The organism is Paracoccus sp. L-17, from assembly GCF_056857655.1.
Map to the genome: position 1 here is coordinate 236,480 of NZ_JBSXNM010000044.1, position 24,454 is coordinate 260,933.

General features: G+C 66.2%; 25 protein-coding genes. 14 read left to right on the forward strand and 11 right to left on the reverse strand.

Annotated features, from left to right (window positions below; all coding sequences use genetic code 11):
- The first annotated feature begins 344 nt into the window (after window positions 1–344).
- Complete coding sequence (locus AC13CR_RS15530; protein WP_292953102.1) at window positions 345–1,658, forward strand: TRAP transporter large permease; 1,314 nt, start codon at window positions 345–347, stop codon at window positions 1,656–1,658.
- Here the strand turns inward: AC13CR_RS15530 and AC13CR_RS15535 are convergent.
- A complete protein-coding gene (locus AC13CR_RS15535) occupies window positions 1,655–2,413 on the reverse strand; it encodes a GntR family transcriptional regulator (protein ID WP_292978792.1) in 759 nt (252 codons plus the stop codon). The two genes, AC13CR_RS15530 and AC13CR_RS15535, sit on opposite strands and share 4 nt — an antisense overlap.
- A 222-nt stretch (window positions 2,414–2,635) precedes the next feature.
- On the opposite strand from AC13CR_RS15535, the gene AC13CR_RS15540 reads away from it, so the two are divergent.
- From AC13CR_RS15540 to AC13CR_RS15560, 5 genes are all read left to right on the forward strand, one after another.
- On the forward strand, window positions 2,636–3,844 hold the full coding sequence (locus AC13CR_RS15540; protein WP_293013351.1) for an MFS transporter: 1,209 nt from the start codon (window positions 2,636–2,638) through the stop codon (window positions 3,842–3,844).
- Complete coding sequence (locus AC13CR_RS15545) at window positions 3,844–5,553, forward strand: glycosyl transferase family 90 (RefSeq protein WP_292953093.1); 1,710 nt, start codon at window positions 3,844–3,846, stop codon at window positions 5,551–5,553. The genes AC13CR_RS15540 and AC13CR_RS15545 overlap by 1 nt, the downstream gene beginning before the upstream one ends.
- 23 nt (window positions 5,554–5,576) lie before the next feature.
- Window positions 5,577–6,056: an ureidoglycolate lyase gene (locus tag AC13CR_RS15550; protein ID WP_292953090.1), complete on the forward strand. Its 480-nt coding sequence runs from the start codon at window positions 5,577–5,579 to the stop codon at window positions 6,054–6,056.
- Entirely contained in the window at window positions 6,053–6,691 is a 639-nt protein-coding gene (locus AC13CR_RS15555; protein ID WP_292953087.1) for a ribonuclease HII, read from the forward strand. The genes AC13CR_RS15550 and AC13CR_RS15555 overlap by 4 nt, the downstream gene beginning before the upstream one ends.
- Before the next feature lie 88 nt (window positions 6,692–6,779).
- Window positions 6,780–7,910, forward strand: coding sequence for a site-specific DNA-methyltransferase (locus tag AC13CR_RS15560; RefSeq protein WP_292953084.1), 1,131 nt, complete (start codon window positions 6,780–6,782; stop codon window positions 7,908–7,910).
- An 89-nt stretch (window positions 7,911–7,999) separates the two neighbouring features.
- On the opposite strand, the gene AC13CR_RS15565 is transcribed toward AC13CR_RS15560, so the two are convergent.
- The 3 genes from AC13CR_RS15565 to AC13CR_RS15575 all read right to left on the reverse strand — a co-directional run bounded on the left by AC13CR_RS15565 (window position 8,000) and on the right by AC13CR_RS15575 (window position 11,182).
- Entirely contained in the window at window positions 8,000–8,719 is a 720-nt protein-coding gene (locus tag AC13CR_RS15565; protein WP_292953081.1) for a Crp/Fnr family transcriptional regulator, read from the reverse strand.
- Between the two features lie 303 nt (window positions 8,720–9,022).
- The gene (locus AC13CR_RS15570; RefSeq protein ID WP_292953079.1) at window positions 9,023–10,162 is read right to left on the reverse strand and encodes an alkane 1-monooxygenase; all 1,140 of its coding nucleotides are present in this window, start codon (window positions 10,160–10,162) and stop codon (window positions 9,023–9,025) included.
- A 9-nt stretch (window positions 10,163–10,171) separates the two neighbouring features.
- Window positions 10,172–11,182, reverse strand: coding sequence for an A/G-specific adenine glycosylase (locus AC13CR_RS15575; RefSeq protein WP_292953076.1), 1,011 nt, complete (start codon window positions 11,180–11,182; stop codon window positions 10,172–10,174).
- A 100-nt stretch (window positions 11,183–11,282) separates the two neighbouring features.
- On the opposite strand from AC13CR_RS15575, the gene AC13CR_RS15580 reads away from it, so the two are divergent.
- The 3 genes from AC13CR_RS15580 to mscL all read left to right on the forward strand — a co-directional run bounded on the left by AC13CR_RS15580 (window position 11,283) and on the right by mscL (window position 13,068).
- Window positions 11,283–11,831, forward strand: coding sequence for a DUF721 domain-containing protein (locus AC13CR_RS15580; protein ID WP_292953073.1), 549 nt, complete (start codon window positions 11,283–11,285; stop codon window positions 11,829–11,831).
- A complete protein-coding gene (locus tag AC13CR_RS15585) occupies window positions 11,828–12,454 on the forward strand; it encodes a DsbA family protein (RefSeq protein WP_292953070.1) in 627 nt (208 codons plus the stop codon). The genes AC13CR_RS15580 and AC13CR_RS15585 overlap by 4 nt, the downstream gene beginning before the upstream one ends.
- Before the next feature lie 167 nt (window positions 12,455–12,621).
- Window positions 12,622–13,068 (forward strand): large conductance mechanosensitive channel protein MscL, encoded by a 447-nt coding sequence (mscL, locus tag AC13CR_RS15590; protein WP_292953067.1) that lies wholly within the window; start codon window positions 12,622–12,624, stop codon window positions 13,066–13,068.
- Window positions 13,069–13,111: 43 nt separating this feature from the next.
- Here the strand turns inward: mscL and ald are convergent, their stop codons facing one another.
- Window positions 13,112–14,230, reverse strand: a complete 1,119-nt coding sequence (gene ald / locus AC13CR_RS15595; RefSeq protein ID WP_293013341.1) for an alanine dehydrogenase — start codon at window positions 14,228–14,230, stop codon at window positions 13,112–13,114.
- Window positions 14,231–14,362: 132 nt separating this feature from the next.
- On the opposite strand from ald, the gene AC13CR_RS15600 reads away from it, so the two are divergent.
- The gene (locus AC13CR_RS15600; RefSeq protein ID WP_292953061.1) at window positions 14,363–14,824 is read left to right on the forward strand and encodes an Lrp/AsnC family transcriptional regulator; all 462 of its coding nucleotides are present in this window, start codon (window positions 14,363–14,365) and stop codon (window positions 14,822–14,824) included.
- Here the strand turns inward: AC13CR_RS15600 and AC13CR_RS15605 are convergent.
- Both AC13CR_RS15605 and rpsU read right to left on the reverse strand, forming a co-directional pair.
- The gene (locus tag AC13CR_RS15605) at window positions 14,777–15,514 is read right to left on the reverse strand and encodes a hypothetical protein (protein WP_292953058.1); all 738 of its coding nucleotides are present in this window, start codon (window positions 15,512–15,514) and stop codon (window positions 14,777–14,779) included. The two genes, AC13CR_RS15600 and AC13CR_RS15605, sit on opposite strands and share 48 nt — an antisense overlap.
- 163 nt (window positions 15,515–15,677) lie before the next feature.
- Window positions 15,678–15,884, reverse strand: a complete 207-nt coding sequence (gene rpsU, locus AC13CR_RS15610) for a 30S ribosomal protein S21 (protein ID WP_292953055.1) — start codon at window positions 15,882–15,884, stop codon at window positions 15,678–15,680.
- 96 nt (window positions 15,885–15,980) lie between these two features.
- Here rpsU and AC13CR_RS15615 point away from each other — a divergent pair, with 96 nt between their 5' ends.
- A complete protein-coding gene (locus AC13CR_RS15615) occupies window positions 15,981–16,634 on the forward strand; it encodes a COQ9 family protein (RefSeq protein WP_292953052.1) in 654 nt (217 codons plus the stop codon).
- Between the two features lie 18 nt (window positions 16,635–16,652).
- Window positions 16,653–17,645 carry an NAD(P)H-quinone oxidoreductase gene (locus AC13CR_RS15620; RefSeq protein ID WP_292953049.1) on the forward strand — a complete coding sequence of 331 codons (993 nt, stop codon included), beginning with the start codon at window positions 16,653–16,655 and terminating at the stop codon, window positions 17,643–17,645.
- Here AC13CR_RS15620 and AC13CR_RS15625 read toward each other — a convergent pair.
- Together AC13CR_RS15625 and AC13CR_RS15630 are read right to left on the reverse strand one after the other, a co-directional pair.
- Complete coding sequence (locus AC13CR_RS15625; RefSeq protein WP_414692136.1) at window positions 17,642–17,938, reverse strand: HNH endonuclease; 297 nt, start codon at window positions 17,936–17,938, stop codon at window positions 17,642–17,644. The genes AC13CR_RS15620 and AC13CR_RS15625 overlap by 4 nt on opposite strands.
- Entirely contained in the window at window positions 17,934–19,820 is a 1,887-nt protein-coding gene (locus AC13CR_RS15630) for an acyl-CoA synthetase (RefSeq protein ID WP_292953043.1), read from the reverse strand. Before AC13CR_RS15630 ends, AC13CR_RS15625 begins: the two co-directional genes overlap by 5 nt.
- Window positions 19,821–20,107: 287 nt before the next feature.
- Between AC13CR_RS15630 and AC13CR_RS15635 the strand changes: the two genes are divergently transcribed.
- Window positions 20,108–20,629: a CAP domain-containing protein gene (locus tag AC13CR_RS15635; RefSeq protein WP_292978786.1), complete on the forward strand. Its 522-nt coding sequence runs from the start codon at window positions 20,108–20,110 to the stop codon at window positions 20,627–20,629.
- On the opposite strand, the gene AC13CR_RS15640 is transcribed toward AC13CR_RS15635, so the two are convergent.
- Both AC13CR_RS15640 and AC13CR_RS15645 read right to left on the reverse strand, forming a co-directional pair.
- Window positions 20,626–22,434, reverse strand: a complete 1,809-nt coding sequence (locus tag AC13CR_RS15640) for an ABC transporter transmembrane domain-containing protein (RefSeq protein ID WP_482900874.1) — start codon at window positions 22,432–22,434, stop codon at window positions 20,626–20,628. The two genes, AC13CR_RS15635 and AC13CR_RS15640, sit on opposite strands and share 4 nt — an antisense overlap.
- A 71-nt stretch (window positions 22,435–22,505) precedes the next feature.
- A complete protein-coding gene (locus AC13CR_RS15645; RefSeq protein ID WP_292953034.1) occupies window positions 22,506–23,138 on the reverse strand; it encodes a 5'-methylthioadenosine/S-adenosylhomocysteine nucleosidase in 633 nt (210 codons plus the stop codon).
- Window positions 23,139–23,241: 103 nt separating this feature from the next.
- Between AC13CR_RS15645 and zapE the strand changes: the two genes are divergently transcribed.
- Window positions 23,242–24,354 carry a cell division protein ZapE gene (gene zapE / locus AC13CR_RS15650; protein ID WP_292953031.1) on the forward strand — a complete coding sequence of 371 codons (1,113 nt, stop codon included), beginning with the start codon at window positions 23,242–23,244 and terminating at the stop codon, window positions 24,352–24,354.
- The last annotated feature ends 100 nt before the right edge of the window (window positions 24,355–24,454 follow it).

Sequence of the window (24,454 nt, forward strand, 5' to 3'; positions counted from 1 at the left end):
TGTTTCTCGGCAAAACTCCATAGACTGCGGGGGTCACGTTTCGTTCAAAATGCCGCCCCCGGGCGCGGCGCCTGTGAAACGGCCCTTCCCGCTCTGGTCAAGCGGGAAGAATTCAGCGAGGTTTCGCATGAAGGACGGACCGGGAAAGGGGGCCGGATGAGGATCTCCAGTTGCGGCAACCCGCAAGATCCGGCGCGACCGCCGCGATGAGGTCGACCAGGCCCCTCGCGCCGGACGTTCCGATGGCCGCGCCCCGAAGACGATGCCCGCTTTCGCGGAATCCGGCGACATTGCGCGAGACCGCGACGATCGACGATCGCTGCGGCAAAGGGGCGGTCTAGGCCATGGCTGCAAGCCTTGGGCCGATCCTGCTGTTGCTTGCGCTGGTGCTGCTTTGGTTGCGGGTGCCGCTGGCCTTGGCGCTGTTGGCGATATCGGTGCCGGGGCTTTTGCTGATGCCGGCGGGCGGGGCGTTGCCCAGTGCGATTGCGTCGCTGTTTTCCTCGCTTGACGGCCTGCTCCATTCGCCCGGGCTGCTCCTGGTGCCGCTGGTCGTCCTGCTCGGCAATCTTGCGCTCTATGCCGGAATCAGCACGCGAATCTACGATGCCTCCGCCGTCTGGCTGAGATCGCTGCCGGGTGGCCCGGCGCTGGCCGCCGTGCTGGGTTGCGGCGGTTTCGCGGCCATTTCCGGATCGTCGACCGCCTGCGCCTCGACCATGGGCCGGATTTGCGTGCCCGAGATGCTGCGCCTGGGTTATGACCCGAAACTGGCCGCCGCATCGGTGGCAGCGGGCGGCACGCTGGGCTCGCTGATCCCGCCGTCGATCCTGTTCGTCCTGTTCGGCATCCTGACCGACAGGCCCATCGCGCCGCTGTTCATGGCGGGCATCCTGCCCGGCCTGCTGTCGCTGGCGGGCATGATCGCGGTCGTCGCATGGTGGGTGCGAAGCGATCCGGGCGCCGCGCCCGATGTCCCGCGCACGACCGCGACGCCGCTGGACGCCACCTTCGCCGCATGGCCCGCGATCCTGATCTTTGCCGTGATCGTCTTCGGCATCTTCAGCCGGGCGCTGACGGTGGCGCAGGCCGTCGCGATCTCGGTCGCGCTGACGCTTGCCATCGGTGTCGCGCAGACTCGGCTGACCTGGGGCGCTGTATGGCGCGCCTGCCGGGAAAGCCTGATCGAAAGCGTATCGATCCTGCTGGTCCTGGCGGGTGCCTGGCTGTTTGCCGATTTCGCCACGCAAAGCGGCATGGCCGAGGCCTTTTCGATGTCGGTCGCGCAGCTTGATCCCTCGTATCTGATGCTGATGCTGGCGATTGCTCTGATCTATCTGATCATGGGGATGTTTCTGGATCCGCTGGCCATCCTGGTCCTGACGCTGCCCTTCCTGGCCCGGCTGGTCGCGGATTACGACCTGAATCCGGTCTGGCTGGGCGTGGTCATCGTCAAGCTGCTGGAAATCGGGCTGATCACGCCGCCGGTCGGGCTGAACGTCTATATCATCGCCGGAGTGACACGCGACATGGGTATCGACCGCATTTTCGCCGGGATCGGGCGGTTCCTGGCCGTGGACCTTCTGGTCCTGACGATCCTGATCCTGTTTCCCGCGGTCTCGCTGCTGATCCCGACGGCGATGGGCGCCGTGCCCTAATCCTCGGAAACCAGCCGGTGCTGCGGCGGGTAGAACTGCCGCGAGAACGAGACCGGGGTCGCGTTGCGCCAGTTCGTCCGCTCGATCGCGAGGATCGGCGTTCCCGGCTCGATCCACAGATTGTGGGCACAGTCGCCGCTGGCGCCCTCGGCCAGGATCGTCACCCTGCCGCGCGTCAGGGGCACGTGCCGGGCCAGCCATTCGGGTGCCGACTGGCCCTCGAGATCGGCGCGCGTCAGGGGGGGCAGGGCGCGGGGGTTCAGCCAGATCGCCTCGCAGCAATGCGGCGCGCCATCGGCCAGATATTGCGCCTTGACCAGCAGCAGATTCTGGCTTGCCTCGACCTGCAGTGCGCGCAACGCCGCCTCCGAGGGGATCGGCCCCCGCTCGAACGCGGTCAGGACATAGCGATAAACCGCGCCGGCTGCCTCGATCTCGCTGCGGATGACCGGCATTTCCAGCGTCGTGCGCTGATGCGGCGTGGCCGTGACACGGGTCCCGACCTTGCGGCGGCGTTCGACCACGCCGCTTTCGGCCAGTTCGCGCAACGCGCGGTTCACCGTCGCGCGGGCGCAGCCCAATTGATGCGCAAGCTGGTGTTCCGTCGGGATCAGCGTGCCCGGCGCCCATTCGCCCGACCGGATCCGCTCCAGCACCTCGGCACGGACGGATTGCCAGGTGTTCATCCGTTTGGGCGCCCTGGCCGAGCCGCCGGGACGCAATGAACGGACGAAGGTCGGTGGAAGTTTTGTCATCTGAAACCTGAAACCGGCGAAAAGCACATGCCAATAGTGTCAATCCGCGCGGCCCGGAAGGAAACCTGTCGATATCGGCATAGTTGACGCAGCTGGAGCTTGGCTGTTCCAGCTTGTTTTCCAACACGAATCCCCCGCGTCCAGGTTGTGCCGGCCGGGGATTTCCAAGCCGCTCCGCGAATGATATTTCATCATCTGCAAGCGATCGGAGGACAGCGCGCCATGAGCGTCGGTGACAACCTGCCTGCGACCGGCCGCCCGCTGGCCGGCCCGGCCCCGACGACGTGGCCGATCCTGATGGCGATCAGCCTGTCTCACATGATCAACGACGTGATGCAGTCGATGCTGGCCGCGATCTATCCGCTGCTGCGGGTCGAATTCTCGCTGAGCTACGCGCAGATCGGGATCATGACCTTTGCCTTCCAAGTCACGGCCTCGCTGCTGCAGCCGCTGATCGGTATCGTGACCGACCGTCATCCGCAGCCAAGATCGCTGTCGCTGGGAATGGCCTCGACCTTCTGCGGCGTGCTGCTGCTGGCTTTTGCAAGCAGCTACGGGATGCTGCTGGCGGGCGCGATGATGATCGGCATCGGATCGGCCGTGTTCCATCCCGAAAGCTCGCGGGTGGCGCGGCTGGCTTCGGGCGGGCGGTTCGGGACCGCGCAATCGCTGTTCCAGCTTGGCGGCAATTCCGGACAATCGCTGGGGCCGTTGCTGGCGGCCTTCATCGTCGTGCCGCTGGGCCGACCGGCGGTGGCATGGTTTGCGGTCGCCGCGGCGCTTGGCATCGCGCTGTTGTGGCGTGTCGGCGACTGGGCCGAGGGGCGGCGCCGGGCCACGGCGGCACAGGTCGACCGCGCGCTGCGGCTGCCGCGCGATATGGTCTTCCGTTCGATCGCGGTTCTGGCCATTCTTGTCTTCACCAAGAATATCTACACCGCCGCCATGACCAGCTATTTCACCTTCTTCACCATCGAGAAGTTCGGCCTGTCCACGCAGGCGGCACAGATCATGCTGTTCCTGTTCCTCGGCGGCATGGCGGCAGGGGTCATGCTGGGCGGCGTCGTCGGGGACCGCGTGGGACCGTTGCGCGTGATCTGGTTCTCGATCCTCGGCGTTCTGCCCTTCACGCTGCTTTTGCCGCATGTCGGACTGGTGCCGACAGGTATTCTGGCAGTGCTGATCGGGCTGATCCTGGCCTCGGCATTTCCGGCCATCGTGGTCTATGCGCAGGAACTGGTGCCCGGCCGCACAGGCATGATCGCGGGGCTGTTCTTCGGCTTTTCCTTCGGCATGGGCGGCATCGCGGCCGCCGGGCTGGGGGTGCTGGCCGACGCGAGGGGGATCGAGACGGTGTTCCTGCTCTGCTCGTTCCTGCCGATCCTGGGCTGCCTGACGATCCTGCTGCCGCGCCGGCTGACCGGGGGCTGATGGCGGCCCCGATCTTCTTCCATATAAGTCCGGAATGGTGCGGTGACGCGCGGCTGGTGCGCCTGTTCCGCCGCAACGGCCACTGCGCCGCGATGGGCGAGAACGGCGACCTTGCCGCCCGGATCCTGCTGGCCGAGGCCGAGGGTCGGGTGCCGTTCTCGGGTCGCGACGACATCCGCCTGTTCGCGGGGCTGTGGCGCAACGACCCCTTCTGGCAGCCGCCGCTGGAGGCGTGGCGCCGCTTTGCCTTTCTGGCCCGCACCGTGCCGCAGGCGCATTTCATCCTGACCACGCGCGCGCTGGATGGCTGGCTGCTGGACCGCCTGACCCGCGACAGGGGCGCGGTCGCGCGGTGCCACGCCTATCACCGCGGCATCCCCGAAGCCGACCTGCCGGATTTGTGGAGGGCCGAATGGAACGCCCATCTCGCAGCCGTTCAGGACTTTTTCGGCGATGATCCGCGGCTGATCCGCGTGGATCTGGACCGCGAAAGCCCTCACGACCTGATCGACCGGCTGCGTCCCCTGATTTCCATGCCGCACAAGCCGGTTCCGCTGCATTGGATCGCCCCACCCAGGGCCATGCGCGATGACGATCTGCTGGCGGCGCTGGACCGGGTGCGGGCGCCGGCGGCCATCGATCCCGATTACGTTCGCGACGTGGCCGGGTTCTGTCTGCGCGGTCGGGCGCCGGGCAAGGGCGCGGTTGCGGGATTGTCGGGCTATGCCTGCCTCTGGGACGGCGGCGCCAGGGTGCTGGATCCGGCGGGCGCGCCGCGCCGGATCCGGGTCGCGGGATCCGTCGCAGTTTCGCAGCCTGGCCGCCATTTCAAGCTGCTCAGGGCCGAGGCGGTCATCAACGATGCCCTGCGACTGGGCCGCAGAAGCCCCCTGAGCATCGACATGGAGGATTCGCGCTGGCTCGGTTCGGATGACGGTGCCGCGCCGGGACGGCCGGTTCTGGGTCATTGCCGCCGCGAGGGCGCGCGCAACATGGTTCTGTGGCCTTTGCCGGGCCAGCACGATGTCGGCCTGCCGGGCTTTGATCCTGCCGCGCCGGCCGACCCCATCGCGTTCGAGGACAAGGAGGACCGGCTGGTCTGGCGCGGCATGATCTCGGGCAGCGAGATGCGCGATACGGTGCGGCCCGGCCCGGCCTCGCATGTGTTTCTGCGGCAACTGGCGGCGGCACAAGACGATGCCGATGCCCGGCAAGAGGCATTCGGGGGGCTGTGCCGCACCAGCCGCATGGCCTTTGTCCGGCGCTTCTGGGACCATCCGGATTTCGATCTGGGCGTCGTCATGGCCTGGGGCTATCGCGAATTCGCCGCGGATCCGCTGATCGCGCCCTATTGCGTGCCGCGCCGGAAGCCGGGCTTCTTCCGCCAGTTCCGCTATCAGCTTTGCCTGACCGGCTATGACCACGGCTCTAACTTCATTCCGATGATCGACAGCCGATCGGTGCTGCTGAAGGAAGAAGATGGCTGGGAAGTATTCTATTCCGGCCGCTTCAAACCGTGGAAACACTATATCCCCGTGGCACGGTATTGTGCGGATATCGAGGAAAAGCTGGCCTGGGCACGTGACAATCCCAGGGAATGCAAGGCGATGTCCGCCGCCGCCCGGACCGAATGCGCACGCCTGCGCGACCTGCCGACGCGCCGGGCAATCATGGCCGCGATCCTCGACGGGCTGGGCGAGGCGCGCTAGAGATGATCGCGCAAGGAGGCGCCATGACCACGATCCGAATCCGCCCCATCTCGGCCGATGCCTTCGCGCCTTTCGGTGATCTGCTGACGCCCCGCGACAGGCCCGACAGGATGATCAACGAAGGCCGCTGCGAACGGCATCATGCGCTGGCGACGGTGCAGCGCGGCGGCGGCGAGGCCATCGTGTCGATCTTCCGCAGTCAGCCGGTCAGCCTGCCCCATGATTGCACGCTGCTGGAACGGCATCCGCTGGGATCGCAGGCATTCATGCCGCTGGGGCCGGATCCCTGGCTGTCGGTCGTGGCGCCCGATCGAGACGGGCGGCCGGGCGATGTGCTGGCCTTTCTGGTGCCGTCGGGGATGGGGGTGAACCTGCGGGCGGGTGTCTGGCATGGTGTGCTGACGCCGCTGGACCGCGCCGCCGATTTCCTGGTCGTCGATCGCGAGGGCGAGGGCGTCAATCTTGAAGAAGTCCGCATCGCGCCGGTCAGCATTACCGCATGACCGGCCTGCCCGATTTCAGCCATGAACAGGCCGCCATGTCGCGCGGCGCCAGGCTGGTGGCCGGCGTCGACGAGGTCGGTCGCGGGCCTCTGGCCGGTCCGGTGACGGCGGCCGCGGTGGTGGTGCGGGATCCGGTGAACATCCCCGAGGGGCTGAACGATTCCAAGAAGGTCGGGCGCAAGCAGCGCGAAGTGCTGGCCGATTGGATCATGGCCCATTGCGACTGGTCCGTCGCCCATGTCGAGGTCGCGGATATCGAGCGGCTGAACATCTATCACGCAGCCCATCTTGCCATGGTCCGCGCCGTGGCCGGGTTGCGGTGCAGGCCCTGCCGGGTGCTGGTCGACGGCAACCGGGTGCCCGCCGCGCTGGACCGGCCTGCCGAGGCTATCGTGGGCGGCGACGCGCGGTCGCTGTCGATTGCGGCGGCCTCGATCCTGGCCAAGGTGTTGCGCGACCGCATCATGGTGGATTTGGCGCAACAGCATCCCGGCTATGGCTGGGAGGTGAACGCAGGCTATCCCACGCCCGCACACAAGCGTGCCCTTCTAGATTTGGGTCTGACCCCACATCATAGGCGCTCGTTTCGGCCGGTCCACAATATCTTGTGTAAACCCCGTTCTTCAAGCCCTTGATTCAAAAAAGAAATTGACGGCGAATCGCCTGTGACTCATCCTGTCCACAGATCAGACCGGCCAAAGCCGGCATCCCCGAGAGGCAGAGATGACGAAGACCAAGGAAAGCTGCGCCGCGGCGGCGCGACCGCTTCCGCTGAACCGGATTCTGGCGGGCGATTGCATCGAGATCATGAATTCGCTGCCCGAAGGCAGCATCGACCTGATTTTTGCCGACCCGCCCTATAACCTGCAATTGCGCGGCGACCTGCATCGGCCGGACAATTCCAAGGTCGATGCGGTGGATGATGACTGGGACCAGTTCGCCGGTTTCGCGGCCTATGACAGCTTTACCCGCGACTGGCTGGCCGCTGCGCGGCGCCTGTTGAAGCCTGATGGCGCGATCTGGGTCATCGGATCCTATCACAACATCTTCCGCGTCGGCGCCGAACTGCAGAACCAGGGTTTCTGGATCATGAACGACGTGATCTGGCGCAAGTCCAACCCGATGCCGAACTTTCGCGGCAAGCGGCTGACCAATGCGCATGAAACGATGATCTGGGCCTCGAAATCCGAAAGCTCGAAATACACTTTCAACTACGAGGCGCTGAAATCGTTGAACGAGGGTATCCAGATGCGCAGCGACTGGGTGATTCCGATCTGCAATGGCGGCGAGCGGCTGAAGGACGGAAAGGGCGACAAGGCCCATCCCACCCAGAAGCCCGAGGCCTTGCTGCATCGCGTGCTGATAGGCACCACCAGTCCCGGCGATGTCGTGCTGGATCCGTTCTTCGGGACCGGCACCACCGGCGCGGTGGCAAAGATGCTGGGCCGCGACTTCATCGGCATCGAACGCGAGGCTGCCTATCGCGAGGTCGCAGAAAAGCGGCTGGCGCGCATCCGCCGCTTCGACGCCGATGCGCTGGCAACGACGCGGGCCAAACGGGCCGAGCCGCGCGTGCCCTTTGGCCAGGTGATCGAACGCGGGATGCTGCGTCCGGGCGAGGAACTGTTTTCGCTGGGCAGCCGGCACAAGGCCAAGGTCCGCGCCGATGGCAGCCTGATCGGCAACGATGTCAAGGGCTCGATCCATCAGGTCGGCGCCGCGCTGGAGGGCGCTCCGTCCTGTAATGGCTGGACCTACTGGCATTTCAAGCGCGAGGGCAAGATGATCCCGATCGACCTCTTGCGCCAGCAGATCCGCGCCGAACTGGCCGGAGAAGTCGCCCGCCCGAATTGATCCCGAATACGGTTCGCCGTCGTTCCGCCGCCTGCCGCGCGGCGGGACCGCCTTGCCCCGCCATGTCCGCATGGCGGGGCCTTTTCGTCCTATGCGCCGTCTTCGCGCGGTACGGTGGTCTGCGGCAATGCCGTTAAATCCGATCCGGGGCGCGGACCCTGCAACCGGGCCCGGTCGAGGACGCGAATCGTGCCCCGGGTTATCTCCACGATGCCCGCGCCGCGCAGATGCGCCAGTGTCTGGTTCACCGTCTGGCGCGAACATCCCGCCAGCAGTGCCAGGTTGTTCTGGCTGATCAGCGCCTCGGGCCGGTCGGGCGCGGTCAGGCTTAGCAGATGGATGCGAATCCGGTCCTCGGCGGCGTAGAACATCGCGACCGATTGCTGAGCATTGTCGCGGGTCAGGCGGTCATGGAAGATGCCGGCAAAGTTTCGAAGCAGCGTTTCGGCGGGCAGGCAGGCCATGATCTTTTCCGCGCTGAAGGCGGCCAGCATCGTGTCGGGCCAGGTCGTGCAGGTCGCGGCGCAAACCCGGCCCGAGAAAATCTCGACCTCGCCCATGACTTCGCCCGGATTGGCGATATGAGCCAGAACGCGGTTGCCGTTGACGTCGATCACGCTGACCTCGACCCGCCCCTGCAGGATCAGGTAGCAATGGTCCGTCGGCTCGTCCTGACGCAGAATCTCGTGGGGTTTCGGATGATGGTGCAGGCTGCATGTCGCCAGAAAATCCTGGAATGCCGCACCATCCAGCCCCTTCAGCAGATCGGGACGGCGTTCATGCAGCATCTCGGCGGCGCGACGCGCCAAGATGGCAGAGCCGCCCGGCGGATGCCGCAACCTGATCGCAGAAATGTCTCGGGATGCCACGCCATGCTCCGCTGGGTTGTAAACCAGGCTACACAGCGTACCATAACATGAAAAATCCGGCGCAAAAGGCCGGGTCGGCCACGCCGATGGGCGTAGCGGATCGAAGGTGCTGAAAAAAGACGAACCGAGACCTGCGAACCTGCACCTTCGATCTGCCACCAAAGGAATACAGCGGAAATCCGCCGAAAGTGTCGGCTTGCCGACACTCGCGTTCTTTTTGGATCGAAAACGTGACGGCAGAGGCTATGGCGCGTTGCGCGGCATCGGCAGCGTGCCCCGGTCATAGGCGGTCCAGTCCTCGATATCGGGATAGAATTGCCGCCGCCACCTGCGCACGCGCGGGTTCATCTTCCGCCGCCACCAACAGGGCGCCATGGCCAGGAAATTCATCGCCGGATAACCCATCGGAAGCTGCGGCGCCTCGTCGGGCCCATAGGTCTGCAACAGCGGAAACCGGCGGTCGGGCCTGTAGTGATGGTCCGAATGACGCTGCAGATTGATCATCAGCCAGTTCGTGACCCTGTGGCTGGCATTCCAGCTGTGCCGCGGCCGGATATGTTCATAACGCCCTGCACCCAGATGACGGCGGGTCAGGCCATAATGTTCGACGTAATTCGTCAGCTCAAGCTGCCAGACGGCGATGAAGGCCTGGAAGACGAACAGCAAGAGGCCCACCCCGCCGCCCAGAATCAGCGCCAGCGCGACCATCCCCAGTTGCAGCGCTGCATAGCGCCAGAACGGGTTGCGCCGGTCCCGGGGCTTGCGGCGGGCGCGGGCCAGCAGCCGCGCCTCGGCCCGCCATGCGCTGCGCGGGCTTTCCAGCAGCACCCGCAGGAAAAAGCCGTAGAAACCCTCGTCATAGCGGGCCGAGACGGCATCGCGCGGTGTCGCCACCCAGGAATGGTGAACCAGAAGATGTTCGCTGCGGAAATGCGAATACAGCACGCTGGCCAGCAGCAGATCGCCCATCCAGCGTTCCAGGGCGGTCTTCTGATGCAGCAATTCATGGGCATAGACGATGCCGATCGTGCCCGACAGAACGCCGATCCCGAAGAACAGGCCCAGCTTTTCCAGCCCGGACAGGTGGCCGCTGTTCTGGACATACCAGATGGCGCCGAAAATGGCCGCGAATTGCAGCGGGAACCAGATGATCGTGATCGCGCGGTGCCAGAACAGCCGCTCGGCGCCTGCCCGCGGATCGGGATTGCCCTCGTTCAGTCCCAGAACGCTGTCCATGACCGAGGTCATGAACCAGGCGGCAAGCGGCAGCAGCAGCCACCACGCCCCTCCCATTCTGGCCGCAAGCGCGACCAGCGGCAGCATCAGCAGCGACATCCAGAACGGTGCCGCGGCGGGCAGCGGCGAGACGGGCTTCGGGGTCATGGCAAAAGCCTACGCCGCGATTTCCGCCCGCGCCAGATCCCAGACCTTGCGCATCAGGCCGGGCAGGGCCTTTCGGTCGATGTGACGCAACGGCACCAGCCGGCCGCGTTCCGGCCGGCCCGACAATTCGCCCAGCATGACACGCATCGTCAGGCTGAAATGAGTGAAGACGTGTCGCACCTCGCCGATCTCGGTCCAGTCGGCGGGACCGGGGGGCGGCAGGTCGCGCCCGTCCCATCCGGCCGAGGGAAAGGCCAGCGTGCCGCCCAGCAGACCGCTTGCAGGGCGTTCCTCCAGCAGCAGCGCATCGCCCTTGCGGGCGATCCAGACGATGCCGCTGCGCGCGGGTCTGGCAGCCTTCGGGGACTTGCGTGGCAGGTCGGATGCGATTCCGGCCGCGTATGCGTCGCAATCGCGAATCAGCGGGCAGATGCCGCAGGCCGGGCTGCGCGGGGTGCAGATCGTGGCGCCCAGATCCATCATCGCCTGGGCGAAATCGCCGGGCCTTTCGCGCGGCGTCAGGGTTTCTGCCAGGGTCGTCAGTTCGGGCTTGGCGGCGGGCAGCGGGGACGGCACCGCGAAAAGACGCGACACGACGCGCTCGACATTGCCATCGACGACCGTTTCCGGCTGCTCGAAGGCGATGGCGGCGATCGCGGCGGACGTATAGGCGCCGATCCCCGGCAGCGCGCGCAAGCCGTCGCGCGTATCGGGAAATCCGCCTCTTGCGGCCACGATGCGGGCGCAGGCCAAGAGGTTGCGGGCGCGGGCGTAATAGCCGAGGCCGGCCCATTCCGCCATGACCCGCGCATCCTCGGCGGCGGCCAGGTCCTCGACGGTGGGCCACAGCGCGGTGAAGCGTAGGAAATAATCCTTCACCGCCGCAACGGTGGTCTGCTGCAGCATCACCTCGGACAGCCAGACCCGGTATGGATCGGCCCGCCCGTGCCCAGGCCGGACCCGCCACGGCAGAATCCGGGCGTGACGGTCATACCAGTCCAGCAGGTCCGTCGCTATCATCCTGCCGTCACGCAATTATCAGGCTCCGTTTCAGCGACCACGCTTTCATCGCCGGTGTCCTCTGGCTAAGAATAAAGGGGTGATACCAGAACGGGCACAGATGGCACAGGCGAATGACAACAGCAGGAAGGGGTCCCGTCGTCGCAGGCGCGGCTTCGAGGCCGCATCATCGCTGCTGGCCGAGCGGGTGCAGAAGGCGGCCGAGGGGCGTGGCTTCGCGGTTTCCCGGCTGCTGACCCACTGGCCCGAGATTGCCGGCGACAAGCTGGCCGGCCTGACCCGGCCGGTTCGCATCAGCCACGGCCGCGGCAGTTTCGGCGCGACGCTGACGCTGCTGACGACCGGTCCCGTCGCACCGATGGTCGAGATGCAGCTGCCCCAGCTTCGCGACCGGGTGAATGCCTGCTATGGCTATAACGCGATCCAGAAGATCGTGCTGACCCAGACCGCCGCGACGGGTTTCGCCGAAGGCCAGGCCCGGTTTGCGCCGGCGCCGCAGGTTCCCGCGCAGCCCGATCCCGAAAGCCGCGCCGCCGCAAGTCGCGTGGCCGGGCAATTCGACGATCCCGTTCTGGCCGAGGCGATGGCGCGGCTTGCGCTGAACGTCGCGGCCCGCAGAAAACGGTCAACCCGAAAGGACAATCCATGATGATCCGCTCTATCGCGGCAGCGCTTGCGCTGTTTCTGGCCGCGCCCGCCATCGCCCAGGACGCCGCCCCGGCCGAACAGGGCCAGGTCGAGATCCTGCCCGACATCACGATGGGCGCCGAGGACGCGCCGCTGACCATCTTCGAATATGCCAGCTTTACCTGCGGACATTGCGCCGCCTTCCATGACGAAAGCTGGCCCAAGCTGAAGGCCGATTACATCGATACCGGCAAGGTCCGGTTCATCCAGCGCGACGTCTATTTCGATCAGGTGGGACTCTGGGCCGGAATTCTGGCCCGCTGTGGCGGCGACGACAAGTTTTACGCCGTCTCGGACCTGCTGCTGGGCGAACAGAAGAAATGGCTGTCGGGCAATTCGGGCGACGAGATCGCGACCAATCTGCGCAAGATCGGCCTGAAGGCCGGCATGACCGATGATCAGATCACCGCCTGCTGGGACGACGGCGCCAAGGCCGAGCAACTGATCGCGACCTTCCAGAAGAACGCCACCGACGACAAGGTGGATGCCACGCCGACCTTCATCATCGGCGGCGAGAAGGTTCCCAACCAGCCCTGGAACGATCTGAAGGCGAAGATCGACGAAAAGCTGGCCGCTGCCGAATGACCTTGCCTGCGGGTCGCCGCAGGCCGTGCGACCCGCCTGCAACCCGGCCCGGGCGATGCGTGGGCCGATTCCGCCGGTCGGAACATGACATTTGATTTTTCCGACGGCCGAAACGATGCTGCACCCCGACAAGCAACCGCAATGCGGCACAGGGGGACGATCGGATCATGTTTCAGGAATTCAAGTCTTTCATCGCGCGTGGCAACGTCATCGACCTTGCCGTCGGGATCATCATCGGCGCGGCCTTCACCGCGATCGTCAGTTCGATGGTCGACGACCTTCTGAACCCCATCCTGGGTCTGGTGACCGGAGGCATCGACTTTACCAACAAATATGTGGTGCTGTCGGGCGATGTCCCGGCCGGCGCCAGCCTGCAGGCGGCGCGCGATTCCGGGGCGGCGGTCTTCGCCTATGGTTCGTTCCTCATGGCGGTGATCAACTTTCTCATCATCGCCTGGGTCGTGTTCCTGCTGGTCAAGGGTGTGAACCGGATGCAGGAAGCCGCCGCCCGCAACAGGGAGATCCCGGAAGAAACGGCGCCCTCGGCCCCGACCCAGGAAGAATTGCTGGCCCAGATCCGCGATCTGCTGGCCGACCGCGCCAACCCGGTCTGATCCATGTGACCGCCAGGGTCTGGCCTCTGCCCGCCCGGCGCACTCAGCCCGCCAGCAGCGTGTCGGGGCTGACCGAGACCAGGCCCAGGGCCTCGCCCACCGGCGGCGAGGTCAGCTGCCCGTCATGCACGGCCAGGCCTGCGCGCAGATGTGGATCGTCGGTCACCGCCCGCCGCCAGCCCTTGTCGGCCAGCGCCAGCAGGAAGGGCAGCGTGGCGTTCCCAAGCGCCTGGGTCGAGCTTCGCGCGACCGCGCCGGGCATGTTCGCCACGCAATAATGCATGATCCCGTCCACCTCATAGATCGGATCCTCGTGGGTGGTGGGTTTCGAGGTTTCGAAACAGCCGCCCTGGTCGATCGCCACATCGACCAGAACCGCGCCGGGCAGCATCATGGCCAATTGTTCGCGCCGCACGAGTTTCGGCGCGGCGGCGCCGGGGACCAGCACGGCCCCGATGACCATGTCCGACGCCGCGACCAGTTCCTCGGTCAGCGCGCCGCTGGCATGGCCGGTGCGAAACAATCCGCCGAAGACATCATCGAGATAGCGCAACCGCGGCAGGGATCGGTCTAGCACCGTCACCGACGCCCCCATCCCCGCCGCGACACGCGCCGCGTGGGTGCCGACGACACCGCCGCCGATCACGGTGACGCGGGCGGGCAGGACACCCGGCACGCCCCCCATCAGCACGCCCCGCCCGCCATTGGCCTTTTGCAGCGTCCACGCCCCCACCTGCGGTGCTAGCCGGCCCGCGACCTCGGACATGGGTGCCAGCAGCGGCAGTCCGCCCGCGCGATCGGTCACGGTTTCATACGCGATCGCGGTGACACCGGATTCCAGCAGGTCGCGTGTCTGGTCCGGATCGGGCGCCAGATGCAGATAGGTGAACAGCACCTGACCCCTGCGCAGCATCGCGCGTTCGCTTGCCTGAGGCTCCTTGACCTTGACGATCAGATCCGCCTCGCCATAGAGGCTGGCCGCGTCGGGCAGGATCCGGGCACCCACGGCGGAATAGTCGTCATCGGCAAAGCCCGCGCCAAGTCCCGCGCCCTTCTGGATCGCGACCTCATGGCCACGTGCGACCGCCTCGGCGGCGGCGGCGGGGGTCAGACCCACGCGAAATTCCTGCGGCTTGATCTCTGCCGGGCAACCGATCTTCATGATGTTCTCCTCTCGCTGCGTGCCAGTGTGCCAGCGGCGGGCGCGAAGGTGCTGCGAACCTGTCCGCGCGCCATCGCCGGCGATCGAAGAAAACGCTGGAATGGCGGCGAATCTTCGAAGAAATTGCCCAGCATGGAACAGTTGGACGCAACAGACCGCCGGATTCTCGCCTTGCTGCAGAAAGAGGGGCGAATCAGTAATGCCGATCTGGCGTTGCGGGTGAATCTATCAGCCTCGGCCTGCCACCGGCGCGTGCAGCGGCTGGAGGCGGCGGGAGTCATCTCGGCCTATGTCGCGCTTCTGGACGCGCGCAAGCTGCGCCGTCAGACCACGGTTTTCGTCGAAATCACGCTGTCGGGGCAGACCGACGACGTGCTGGACGGATTTGAACGCGGCGTGCGCGCGATTCCGGATGTGCTGGAATGTCATCTGATGGCGGGAACGGCGGATTACCTGTTGAAGATCGTGGTCGAGGATACCGACGATTTCGCCCGCATCCACCGGCAATTCCTTGCCAAGCTGCCCGGCGTCCAGCAGATGCATTCGTCATTCGCGCTGCGCACCGTCTTTCGCACCACCGCGTTGCCGGTCTGAGGCCCGCGCGGGCAGGCCGAATGTGCCCAGGGCATAGGCCAGCATGGCCGACATGAAGACCATCTCGCCGCCATCCTCGATGATTCCCAGGATTCCGGCGATCAGCGTATTGCCTTCGACCAGCGAATGCACGAAGTCGACGCCCATTCCGCAAGCGACCACCCCCGCGAAAAGCAGGATCAGGGGCGCGATCTGCAACCGCTGCCGCGCCGTGCTGCGAATCAGGGCAAGGCTTGCCGGCAGCATCAGGATGGCGCCGGCGGCGATGAAGAAGGCGACCTCGATCACTCCCGTGTCGATCGTCTTCGACGGCAGCCGGGACAGGACCGCAAGGGCGACATTCTCGTGCAATTGCAGGCTGTCATCGGCCAGCGCGAAAAGCCAAAGCGCGGCCAGTGCAAGAAAGACCGGCGCGCGGCTGCGCAGATAGGCTGCGACCATGATCGCAACCAGCGCGGCCCATTTCGCATAGCCGAAGGTTTCGCCCAGACCGAAATCACGGTCGATCCGCAGCAGATCGGGAATCGCGTCCAGCGCGTTCACCATCAGCAGATATCCAAGAGCAGAATGCAGCAGGACAAGGCCAAGATCGACCGACAGAAGCGCCATCAGCGTGGGCCGGTGAATGCCATCGCGCATCTGCCGCAGAAGCGAGCCCGGCTGCCAATCGCGGCGGTTCAGGACGGACATGCCAAGTTCCGGAACAGACAGATGTGAGACAAGGAAACCAACCAGATCCGTAACAAAAGTGTTGCAAACACCAACGGCATTGTCGCGCCGCGCAAGAGGTCGCGAGGAAGAAAAGAAACCCCCGCCGGGGCGGGGGTTCGTGATGTCGCGTGTCGCGGCTGTCTTACAGCGCGCCTTCGCGCTGTGCCTTTTTACGGGCCAGCTTGCGGGCGCGGCGGACGGCCTCGGCCCGTTCACGGGCTTTCTTGACCGACGGCTTCTCGAAATGCTGCCGAAGCTTCATCTCGCGGAAGACACCTTCGCGCTGAAGTTTCTTCTTCAGCGCACGAAGCGCCTGTTCGACATTGTTGTCGCGAACATTGACCTGCATGTGGTTGTCACCACCTTCCTAGGTTAGAGTTGCAAGATTGCAGGAAACGCCCCCTTATCAACTGCCGGGGCGCTTGTCCACAGAAAGGAGCCCGCGATGCAGACCGAACGCGATGCGCTGCTCGAGGCCGCGCTGAGCCACGTTCCCTTCGAGGGGATGAATGACCGCGCCCTGGTCGCGGGCGCGCGTGACATCGGCATGACCGAGGCCATGGCGCGGGTGCATTTTCCCCAGGGCGGCGCGGGCCTTGCCGCTGCCTATCACCGCCGCGCCGATCAGCAATTGCGCGACTGGCTGGCCCGGACCCCGCCCGAGGGCCGCTTTCGCGACCGGGTGGCCGAGGCCGTCTGGCACCGGCTGTCGCTGGTTCAGCCGGATCTGGTGCGCGCGGGCGCGGCGGTGCTGGCCCTGCCGCAGAATGCCGGGCTGGCCGCGCGGCTGGTCTGGGAGACGGCGGACATGATCTGGACCGGGCTCGGCGACACATCGGACGATGTGAACTGGTATTCCAAGCGCGCCACCCTGTCGGCGGTGATCAGCGCCTCGGCCCTGTTCTGGCTGGGCGACGCCTCCGACGATGGCGCCGAGACCCGCGCCTTCATCGACCGCCGCATCGACGGCGTGATGCGGATCGAAGGCGCCAAGGCGAGGCTGAAGAAGCTGCCCGGCGCGCAGGCGGTGACCGACTTGGCCTTCGGCTGGATCCGTGCGCCTCGGCCCCGCGACCTGCCGGGCCGCACTCGGCCGTGACATGACAACAAAGGACCAATGATGTTTCCCGATGCGATGAACGCGGTAAAGATCGCCGCCGCCGGCGATGCCGACCAGTTGAAGACGACCCGCCGACCGGTTCCGGTGCCGCGCCACGACCAGATCCTGATCCGCATCGCCTATGCCGGGGTGAACCGCCCCGATGTCTTGCAGCGGCAGGGCAGCTATGCGCCGCCGCCGGACGCATCCGATCTGCCGGGCCTTGAATGCTCGGGCGAGATCGTGGGCATGGGCGCCGGCGTCACCCGCTGGAAGAAAGGCGAAAAGGTCTGCGCCCTGCTGCCCGGCGGCGGCTATGCGGAATATGCGCTGTGCCACGCCGATCATGCCCTGCGCATCCCCCACGGCCTGTCCCTGCGCGAGGCCGCCTGCCTGCCCGAAACCGCCTTCACCGTCTGGTCGAACGTGGTCCAGCGCGGCGGTCTGCGCGGAGGCGAGCGGTTTCTGGTCCATGGCGGCACGTCGGGCATCGGCATGATGGCGATCCAGATCGCGCGGGCTCTGGGCGCGCGTGTCTTTGCCACCGCCGGCAGCGATGAGAAATGCGCCGCCATCGAGGCGCTCGGCGCCACCGCCATCAATTACCGGACCGAGGATTTCGTGAAGCGGCTGTCGCCCGACGGCGGCGTTGATCTGATCCTCGACATGGTGGGCGGCAGCTATATCCCGCGCAATGTGACGACGCTGGCGCAGGACGGGCGGCTGGTGATGATCGCCTTTCTGGAAGGCCCCAAGGTCGAGCTGAACTTTGCGCAGGTCATGGTCAAGCGGCTGACGATGACCGGATCGACCCTGCGTCCGCAATCCGACACCGCCAAGGCCGAGATCGCCGACCAGGTCCGCAAGAAGCTGTGGCCGATGATCGCCAGCGGCGCGGTCGCCGTCACCATCGACAGCGAATTCGACCTGGCTGACGCCGCCCAGGCGCACAGGCGCATGGAAAGCAGCGACCATATCGGCAAGATCGTCCTGAACGTCGCGGGCGACTAGCGCACCTTGCCCTTCCAGCCGGGGGGGCGTTTCGCCACCCAGGCAAAGAACCGCGCCAGATCGGGATGGGCGCGCAGGGCATCCACGCTGTCATAGCGCCGCGCGAGGTCGGTTTCGCTCAGGGTCTTGTGAATGGTCGAATGGCAGACCTGATGCAGCAGCACGGTCGGGCCGCCCTTGCCGCCGCGCAGCTTGGGGATCAGGTGATGGCGGCTTTGCGGCACATCCGGCGGGATCGGCCTGCCGCAAAGCGGGCAGAGGGGCGTCCCGGTATCTGCGGGCCGCGTCTCAATCGGCCCATTCCCAGGGCCGGGTGAATTCGCCCAGCTTGTGGGCCACCACATCCTCGTCTGGGCGTGCCGCGCGGGACAGCCGCGCCACCAGACCGCGCTTCTTGTCGTCGATCACCTCGATGACATGACAGCCGGTGCCGTCCAGCGCCGCGTCATAAACCCGCGTGATCGCCAGCTTGCGCAATTCCGGCTTGAAGATCTTGCCGACCGCCGTCTTGGGCAGTTCCGGCAGGATTTCGACGTATTTCGGTGCCGCGGCGCGTTCGTGGATGTTCCGGCGCGCGTGATCCATCAGGTCATCGACCGATGTCTGGGCATCGGCGACCAGTTCGACATAGACGCAAGGCAGTTCGCCGGCGAAGGCGTCGGGCTGGCCGATGGCGCCGGCAAAGGCCACGGCGGGATGGGACAGCAGCGCGTCCTCGATCTCGGCCGGGTCGATATTGTGGCCGCCACGAATGATCAGATCCTTCGCCCTGCCGGTGATCCACAGATAACCGTCGCTGTCCAGCCGCCCCAGATCGCCAGTGCGCAGATACCGATCCTCGGCGAAAAGGTCATGGTTCTTGTCGGCTTCGGTATAGGTCGATCCGGGCAGGACGCCGGGATTGGCCACGCAGATCTCGCCCACCTCGTCGGTGGCGCATTCATGCACGCGCCCCGCGTCGTCGTGGTTCAGGATGCGGACATGGGTATAGGGCAGGGGTATCCCGACCGAGCCGACCTTCTTCATGCCGTCCACCGGGTTGCAACTGACCAGGCAGGTCGCCTCGGTCAGGCCGTAGCCTTCGGAAATCTCGACCCCGGTGGCGGATTTGAAGCGGTTATACAGTTCCATCGGCAGCGGGGCCGAGCCCGAGATGGCGGTCTTCAGGCTGCTGACATCGGCATCCACCGGACGCTGCATCAGCGCCGAGATGGCGGTCGGAACGGTGATCAGGAACGTTGCCTGCCAGCGTTCGATCAGCTTCCAGAAATTGTCGAACACGCCTTCGCCGCGATAGCCGGCGGGGGTGGGCATGACCACATGCGCCCCCGATGCGATGCAGGACATCAGCACGGGATAGGCGGCGAAGACGTGAAACATCGGCAGCGGGCACATCAGCACGTCGGTTTCGTCAAACAGCAGCGCGCCGCCCAGCCAGCCGTTGTAGATCATGCCGCGATAACTGTGCTGGGCGACCTTCGGCGTGCCGGTGGTGCCGCCGGTATGGAAATAGGCGGCGATGCGATCCTTCGGAATATCCTCGAAATCCAGCCTGGTGTGCCTTTCGGCGCTGGCCGCGGCTTCGAAGTCCAGAACCCTGGCCTTGTGGCGTTTCCGGACCCGTGGCCGAAGCAGCGGAACCAGGAATCGTTTCGGGCCGCGCAGGTGGCGCCTGAGGTCGATCTCGATGATATGGGTGACGCCCGGCGCCTCGGCCACGGCTTCGGCGGCCTTCTGCGCCACATCGGTTCTGGGAAAGGATTTCAGCGTCACCAGAACCCTGGCGCGGGTCTCGCGCAGGATCCCCGCGATCTGTTTGGCGTCCAGCAACGGGTTGATCGGGTTCACGATCCCGGCCGTGGCCCCGGCCAGCAGCACGACCGGCGTCTCGATCGAATTGGGCAGAAGATAGGCGACCGTATCGGTCGGCCCGATGCCCAGCTTGCGAAAGAGATTGGCGGTCTCGGTCACGCGCTCCAGCAGATCCTGCCATGTCAGCGTCGTCGCGGGATCGCGCGGACCGGCAAGAAGCTGAAAGCTGATCGCCGGCCGGTCGGGATGCGCCTTGGCTGTGCGCGAGAGGAAATCATGGATCGTGACGGGCAGATCGCGGGCCTCGTAGGCCATTTCCGCCTCCAGCCTGTCGCGATCCTCGTAGGTACCGAATCGGCCCATGCTTCACCTCTCCCTTCCGGCGCATCACCTTGCGCCGCCCTCGGGTGACAGGATGCGACAAGGGCGCCGGGCGGGGCAAGGGTCGCAAGCGGCCGGTTGCGCCGAAACGCCGCGTCACGGCCGCGTCGAATGCGCGGGATCCCGCGCCGGGCGCGCCGCGCTGGTGGCAAAAGATTGCCCGGCTGCGGCTTTTCTGCAACCATTGGTTGAAAACCGGGATGGGATCATCCAGACCCGAGGGACGATTGCCAGGGAAAGTTTGCGAGACGATGACTGCCCGAACGACGATGACCGCGCTTCTGACCGCGACCCTGACGCTGGCCGCCTGTGCCGGGGGAACGCCGCCTCCGAAGGGCGGCGATCCCACCGATGTGCAGGCCACGGCGCCGGGCAAGGCCACCTGTCCCGCCACATCGCAGGCCCAGAACCGGGCGGGCGCCGAAGCGACGAACGGCATCCGTGGGCGTTCGGATCTGCCTCCGGTTCGCGCGAACATGCTGCTGGCCGAAGTCGCTGCACAACATGCCTGCGACATGGCCAAGCGCGGTCGCATGACCCATGTCGGCAGCACGACCACGGGGCCCGGTCCGCGCGTGAAGGCGCGCGGCTATGCGCCGATGCTGACGGCCGAGAATATCGCGGCGGGCCCGTTCGATCTGCCCCGCGTGCTTGGCGAATGGAACAATTCGCAGGGCCACCTGCGCAACATCCTGATTCCGCAGGTGCGCGACTACGGCATCGGCCAGGCCATCGCGGCGGATGGCAAGACGCGCTTCTGGGCCGCGGTCTATGCCGCGCCGCGCAACTAGGCCGGCTCTTCCTCGGCGGGGGCTGCGACGCTGCCTTCGGTAAACTGCATTCGTGCCAGCCGGGCATAGAGGCCGCCTTGCGTGACCAGGGCTTCGTGGCTGCCTTCGGCCACGATGCGGCCGCGATCGACGACGATGATCCGATCGGCTTTTTTCACCGTGGCCAGCCGGTGGGCGATGACGATGGTGGTGCGGCCCTGCGCAAGATCGTTGACTGCCGCCTGAACCAACGATTCGGATTCGGCGTCCAGCGCGCTCGTCGCCTCGTCCAGCAGCAGCACGGCTGCGTCGCGCAGGATGGCGCGGGCGATGGCGACCCGCTGACGCTGACCGCCCGACAGCATCACGCCGCGTTCGCCAAGCGGCGTGTCATAGCCGTCCGGCAGCGCGGCGATGAAGTCGTGGGCATGGGCGGCGCGGGCGGCCGATTCGACCTCGGCAGGGCCGGCCTCGGGACGACCGAGGCGGATGTTGTCCAGCACCGAGGCGGCGAAGATCACCGGCTCTTGCGGAACCAGCGCCATGCTTTTGCGGAAATCGTCGCGGCGCATGTCCCGCAGGTCGATCCCGTCCAGCGTGACCCGGCCAGTGCCGGGATCCCAGAACCGCTGGATCAACTGGATCACCGTGGTCTTGCCCGCCCCCGACGGGCCGACCAGCGCCACCGTCTCGCCCGGCCGGATGGTCAGGTCCACCCCGTCAAGCGCCGAGACATCGGGCCGCGTCGGATAGTGGAAACCCACCCCCTCCAGCGCGATCCGGCCCTTGACCGGGCGCGGCAGGGGCACGGGGCTTGCGGGATCGGTCAGCGCATCATGGGCGCCCAGCAATTCGGCCAGACGCTCGGTCGCGCCGGCGGCGCGCTGCAATTCGCCCCAGATTTCCGACAGCGCGCCGGTGGAGCTGGCCACGAGGATGGCATAGATCACGAACTGCACCAGTTGCCCGGCGGTCATCATGCCCTGGCGCACGTCGCGCGCGCCGACCCACAACACGCCGATCACGCCGGCGAAGATCAGGAAGATCACGATGGCGGTCATCAGCGCGCGGGTGCGAATTCGGGTCAGCGCCACGTCATAGGATTGTTCGGTCACGCCGTCGAACTGCGCGATGCTGCGCGATTCATGGGTAAAGGCCTGCACCGTCTGCGCCGCCAGCAGGGTCTCGGAGGCGGTGCCGGACGAGGACGCGATCCAGTCCTGATTGGCGCGCGAGAGGGTGCGCAACCGACGGCCCAGGACGATGATCGGGATCAGGATCGCGGGCACGATCAGCAAGACCAGCCCCATCAGCTTGACCGAGGTGAAAGCCAGCATCGCCATCCCCCCCGCGAGGATCAGCATGTTGCGCAGCGCGATCGACAGGGACGAACCGATCACCGACTGGATCAGCGTCGTGTCGGTGGTGATCCGCGACAGGATCTCGCCCGTCATCACGCGCTCAAAGAAGCCGGGGCTGAGGGTGACGACACGGGCAAAGACCGCCTTGCGCAGATCGGCCACGACCCGTTCGCCCAGTCTGGTGACGAAGAAATAACGGGCCGCCGTGCCCAGGGCCAGCAGCGCGACGATGGCCAGCGCGGCGCCGAAATACTGGTCCAGCAGACCCGCGCCGTCGTCGAAATTGTCCACAACGCGGCGCACCGCCAGGGGCAGGACCAGGCTGATGGCCGAGGTCAGGACCAGCGCCGCCAGCGCCACCGCCAATTGCCCCCGATAGGGCCGGACAAAGGGCCACAGGGCGCCGAGCGCGCCCACCCGTCTGCTGGTTGGACGGTCCTCGATGATCTTCGCGCGGCGTGCCATGTCTGCTCGTTCCCGGCCGATTTTCCCGGCCCCGGTCTAGGCCCGGGGGCGGACGAGGACAAGGCGGCGGCTCAGAGCCTCAGCGCGCCCCCGGACAGCGCGCGCTCCAGCCTGTCCACGGCGCCGGCCAGTTTCGCGTCGATGAGATGCAGATATTGCGTCCAGTCCGTCAGGTGCCGCAATTCCTGTGCTCCGTCCGAAATCCCGCGCAGGCCGATCAGCGGAATATCGAAATGCTGGGCCGCGCGCAGATGGGCGAAGGTTTCCATGTCCACCATGTCCTCGGCGATGCTTTCATAGGCGCCGCCGCTGACGATATTGCCGCCGGTCGAAAGGCTGGCCTCGGGCAGGCCGGGGATGCGCAGGGGCAGGTCGAGACGGGCGGGCAGGTCCGCGAACGGCGTGCAGCCGCGCTGAAATCCCAGGGGCGAGGCATCCATGTCGCGATAGGCGACGCCGCTGACCTGATACAATCCCGCTTGCGGCAGACGCGCCGACCCGGCCGAACCCAGCGACACGATCAGGCACGGCCTGTTCGTCATCGCGGCCAGCGCGGCGGTCAGGCGGACCGCGCTTTCGACCGGACCGACTCCGGTGATCAGCGGAGCGATGCGCGATCTCAGCGCCGACCCGTATTCGGCCTCGGCCGCCATCACGAACAGGACCGGTCGGCCGGCGATCGTGTCAGGGCGCGGATGGTTCATGCGCAGATCCTTGGCAGCAGCGCGGAATGCGTGCCATGGCGGCAGATCACGGTCAAGAAGGGCCTTGCGGCGCGATCCGGCAATGTGGCAGGTGCAGGCTGGAATGGGCAAGGTCAGCGATCTTTACCGGCAGCGCGTGGCGGAGGGGCGGCTGAGACCCGATCCCGCGCAAGAGGCCGTGCTGCCGCATCTGGATCGGGTTCTGGCCGATCTGGGCGACGCCGGCGCCGCCCCAAGCCGGCCGAAATCGGCCTGGCGCGCCTTTCTGGGCGTGGGCCATCCGCAGCAGGCGGCGCGGCCGGGCGCGACGGGGCTTTATCTGTGGGGCGGCGTCGGGCGCGGCAAGTCGATGCTGATGGACCTGATCGCCGAGGCGGCGCCCGAACGCAGCCGCCGCGTTCATTTCCACCAGTTCATGCAAGAGATCCAGGATGGATTGAACGAGGCGCGCAAGCGCGCCGATCAGGACGCGGTGCGCCCGGTCGCAATGCAGGTTGCGCGCGAGGTCCGGCTGTTGTGTTTCGACGAGATGCAGATCACCGATATCGCCGATGCGATGATCGTCGGACGACTGTTTCAACTGCTGTTCGATCAGGGTGTGGCGGTCGTGACCACCTCGAACCGGGTGCCCGAGGATCTCTACAAGCACGGGTTGAACCGACAGCTTTTCCTGCCTTTCATCGACCTGATCCGCAAGCGGATGGAGGTGGTCTGCCTGGACAGCGACACCGATTACCGCCAGGGCCGCACGACCGGCGGGCCGGTCTGGTTCTGTCCCGCCGATGCCGAGGCGCGCAGTCGGATGGACGCGATCTGGCGCGACCTGACCGACGCTGCCGCGCCCGAACCGGGCGAGATCCAGATGAAAAGCCGGCGGTTCCAGATTCCGGCCCTCGCGGGCAAGGTCGCGCGGTCTGATTTCTGGTCGCTTTGCGGCAAGCCCCTGGGCGCAGCGGATTATCTGGAACTGGCCCGCCGGATCGAGGTGCTGATGATGGACGGAATTCCGCATCTGTCCGCTTCGAACTATAACGAGGCCAAGCGCTTCGTGACGCTGATCGACGCGATCTACGAGGCCCGCGTGCGACTGATCGCCAGTGCCGCCGACGCGCCCGAGCAATTGTATAACGAAGGCGAGGGCAGCTTCGAATTCGAACGCACGGCCAGCCGCCTGCGCGAGATGCAGGATGCCGGCTGGGGCCGGGTTTCGGCCTAGCAGCCCGGCAGACTTCGGATCGTCTGCATCCGGCTGTGGTCGCGATGCCGGATGAAGGGGCGTGCCGCGATCATCGGACTCCCGACCGGTCGCCGGATCC

Excerpts from the sequence above, each read along its gene's own strand:
- AC13CR_RS15580 (WP_292953073.1), top strand. The coding sequence starts at position 11,283 with ATGGCACAGGCGAATGACAACAGCAGGAAGGGGTCCCGTCGTCGCAGG.
- AC13CR_RS15630 (WP_292953043.1), bottom strand. The coding sequence starts at position 19,820 with ATGGGCCGATTCGGTACCTACGAGGATCGCGACAGGCTGGAGGCGGAA.
- AC13CR_RS15615 (WP_292953052.1), top strand. The coding sequence starts at position 15,981 with ATGCAGACCGAACGCGATGCGCTGCTCGAGGCCGCGCTGAGCCACGTT.
- AC13CR_RS15570 (WP_292953079.1), bottom strand. The coding sequence starts at position 10,162 with ATGACCCCGAAGCCCGTCTCGCCGCTGCCCGCCGCGGCACCGTTCTGG.
- AC13CR_RS15620 (WP_292953049.1), top strand. The coding sequence starts at position 16,653 with ATGATGTTTCCCGATGCGATGAACGCGGTAAAGATCGCCGCCGCCGGC.
- AC13CR_RS15560 (WP_292953084.1), top strand. The coding sequence starts at position 6,780 with ATGACGAAGACCAAGGAAAGCTGCGCCGCGGCGGCGCGACCGCTTCCG.
- rpsU (WP_292953055.1), bottom strand. The coding sequence starts at position 15,884 with ATGCAGGTCAATGTTCGCGACAACAATGTCGAACAGGCGCTTCGTGCG.
- AC13CR_RS15635 (WP_292978786.1), top strand. The coding sequence starts at position 20,108 with ATGACCGCGCTTCTGACCGCGACCCTGACGCTGGCCGCCTGTGCCGGG.
- zapE (WP_292953031.1), top strand. The coding sequence starts at position 23,242 with ATGGGCAAGGTCAGCGATCTTTACCGGCAGCGCGTGGCGGAGGGGCGG.
- AC13CR_RS15545 (WP_292953093.1), top strand. The coding sequence starts at position 3,844 with ATGGCGGCCCCGATCTTCTTCCATATAAGTCCGGAATGGTGCGGTGAC.
- AC13CR_RS15585 (WP_292953070.1), top strand. The coding sequence starts at position 11,828 with ATGATGATCCGCTCTATCGCGGCAGCGCTTGCGCTGTTTCTGGCCGCG.
- mscL (WP_292953067.1), top strand. The coding sequence starts at position 12,622 with ATGTTTCAGGAATTCAAGTCTTTCATCGCGCGTGGCAACGTCATCGAC.
- AC13CR_RS15600 (WP_292953061.1), top strand. The coding sequence starts at position 14,363 with ATGGAACAGTTGGACGCAACAGACCGCCGGATTCTCGCCTTGCTGCAG.
- AC13CR_RS15640 (WP_482900874.1), bottom strand. The coding sequence starts at position 22,434 with ATGGCACGCCGCGCGAAGATCATCGAGGACCGTCCAACCAGCAGACGG.
- AC13CR_RS15550 (WP_292953090.1), top strand. The coding sequence starts at position 5,577 with ATGACCACGATCCGAATCCGCCCCATCTCGGCCGATGCCTTCGCGCCT.
- ald (WP_293013341.1), bottom strand. The coding sequence starts at position 14,230 with ATGAAGATCGGTTGCCCGGCAGAGATCAAGCCGCAGGAATTTCGCGTG.
- AC13CR_RS15535 (WP_292978792.1), bottom strand. The coding sequence starts at position 2,413 with ATGACAAAACTTCCACCGACCTTCGTCCGTTCATTGCGTCCCGGCGGC.
- AC13CR_RS15540 (WP_293013351.1), top strand. The coding sequence starts at position 2,636 with ATGAGCGTCGGTGACAACCTGCCTGCGACCGGCCGCCCGCTGGCCGGC.
- AC13CR_RS15530 (WP_292953102.1), top strand. The coding sequence starts at position 345 with ATGGCTGCAAGCCTTGGGCCGATCCTGCTGTTGCTTGCGCTGGTGCTG.
- AC13CR_RS15575 (WP_292953076.1), bottom strand. The coding sequence starts at position 11,182 with ATGATAGCGACGGACCTGCTGGACTGGTATGACCGTCACGCCCGGATT.
- AC13CR_RS15605 (WP_292953058.1), bottom strand. The coding sequence starts at position 15,514 with ATGTCCGTCCTGAACCGCCGCGATTGGCAGCCGGGCTCGCTTCTGCGG.
- AC13CR_RS15645 (WP_292953034.1), bottom strand. The coding sequence starts at position 23,138 with ATGAACCATCCGCGCCCTGACACGATCGCCGGCCGACCGGTCCTGTTC.
- AC13CR_RS15555 (WP_292953087.1), top strand. The coding sequence starts at position 6,053 with ATGACCGGCCTGCCCGATTTCAGCCATGAACAGGCCGCCATGTCGCGC.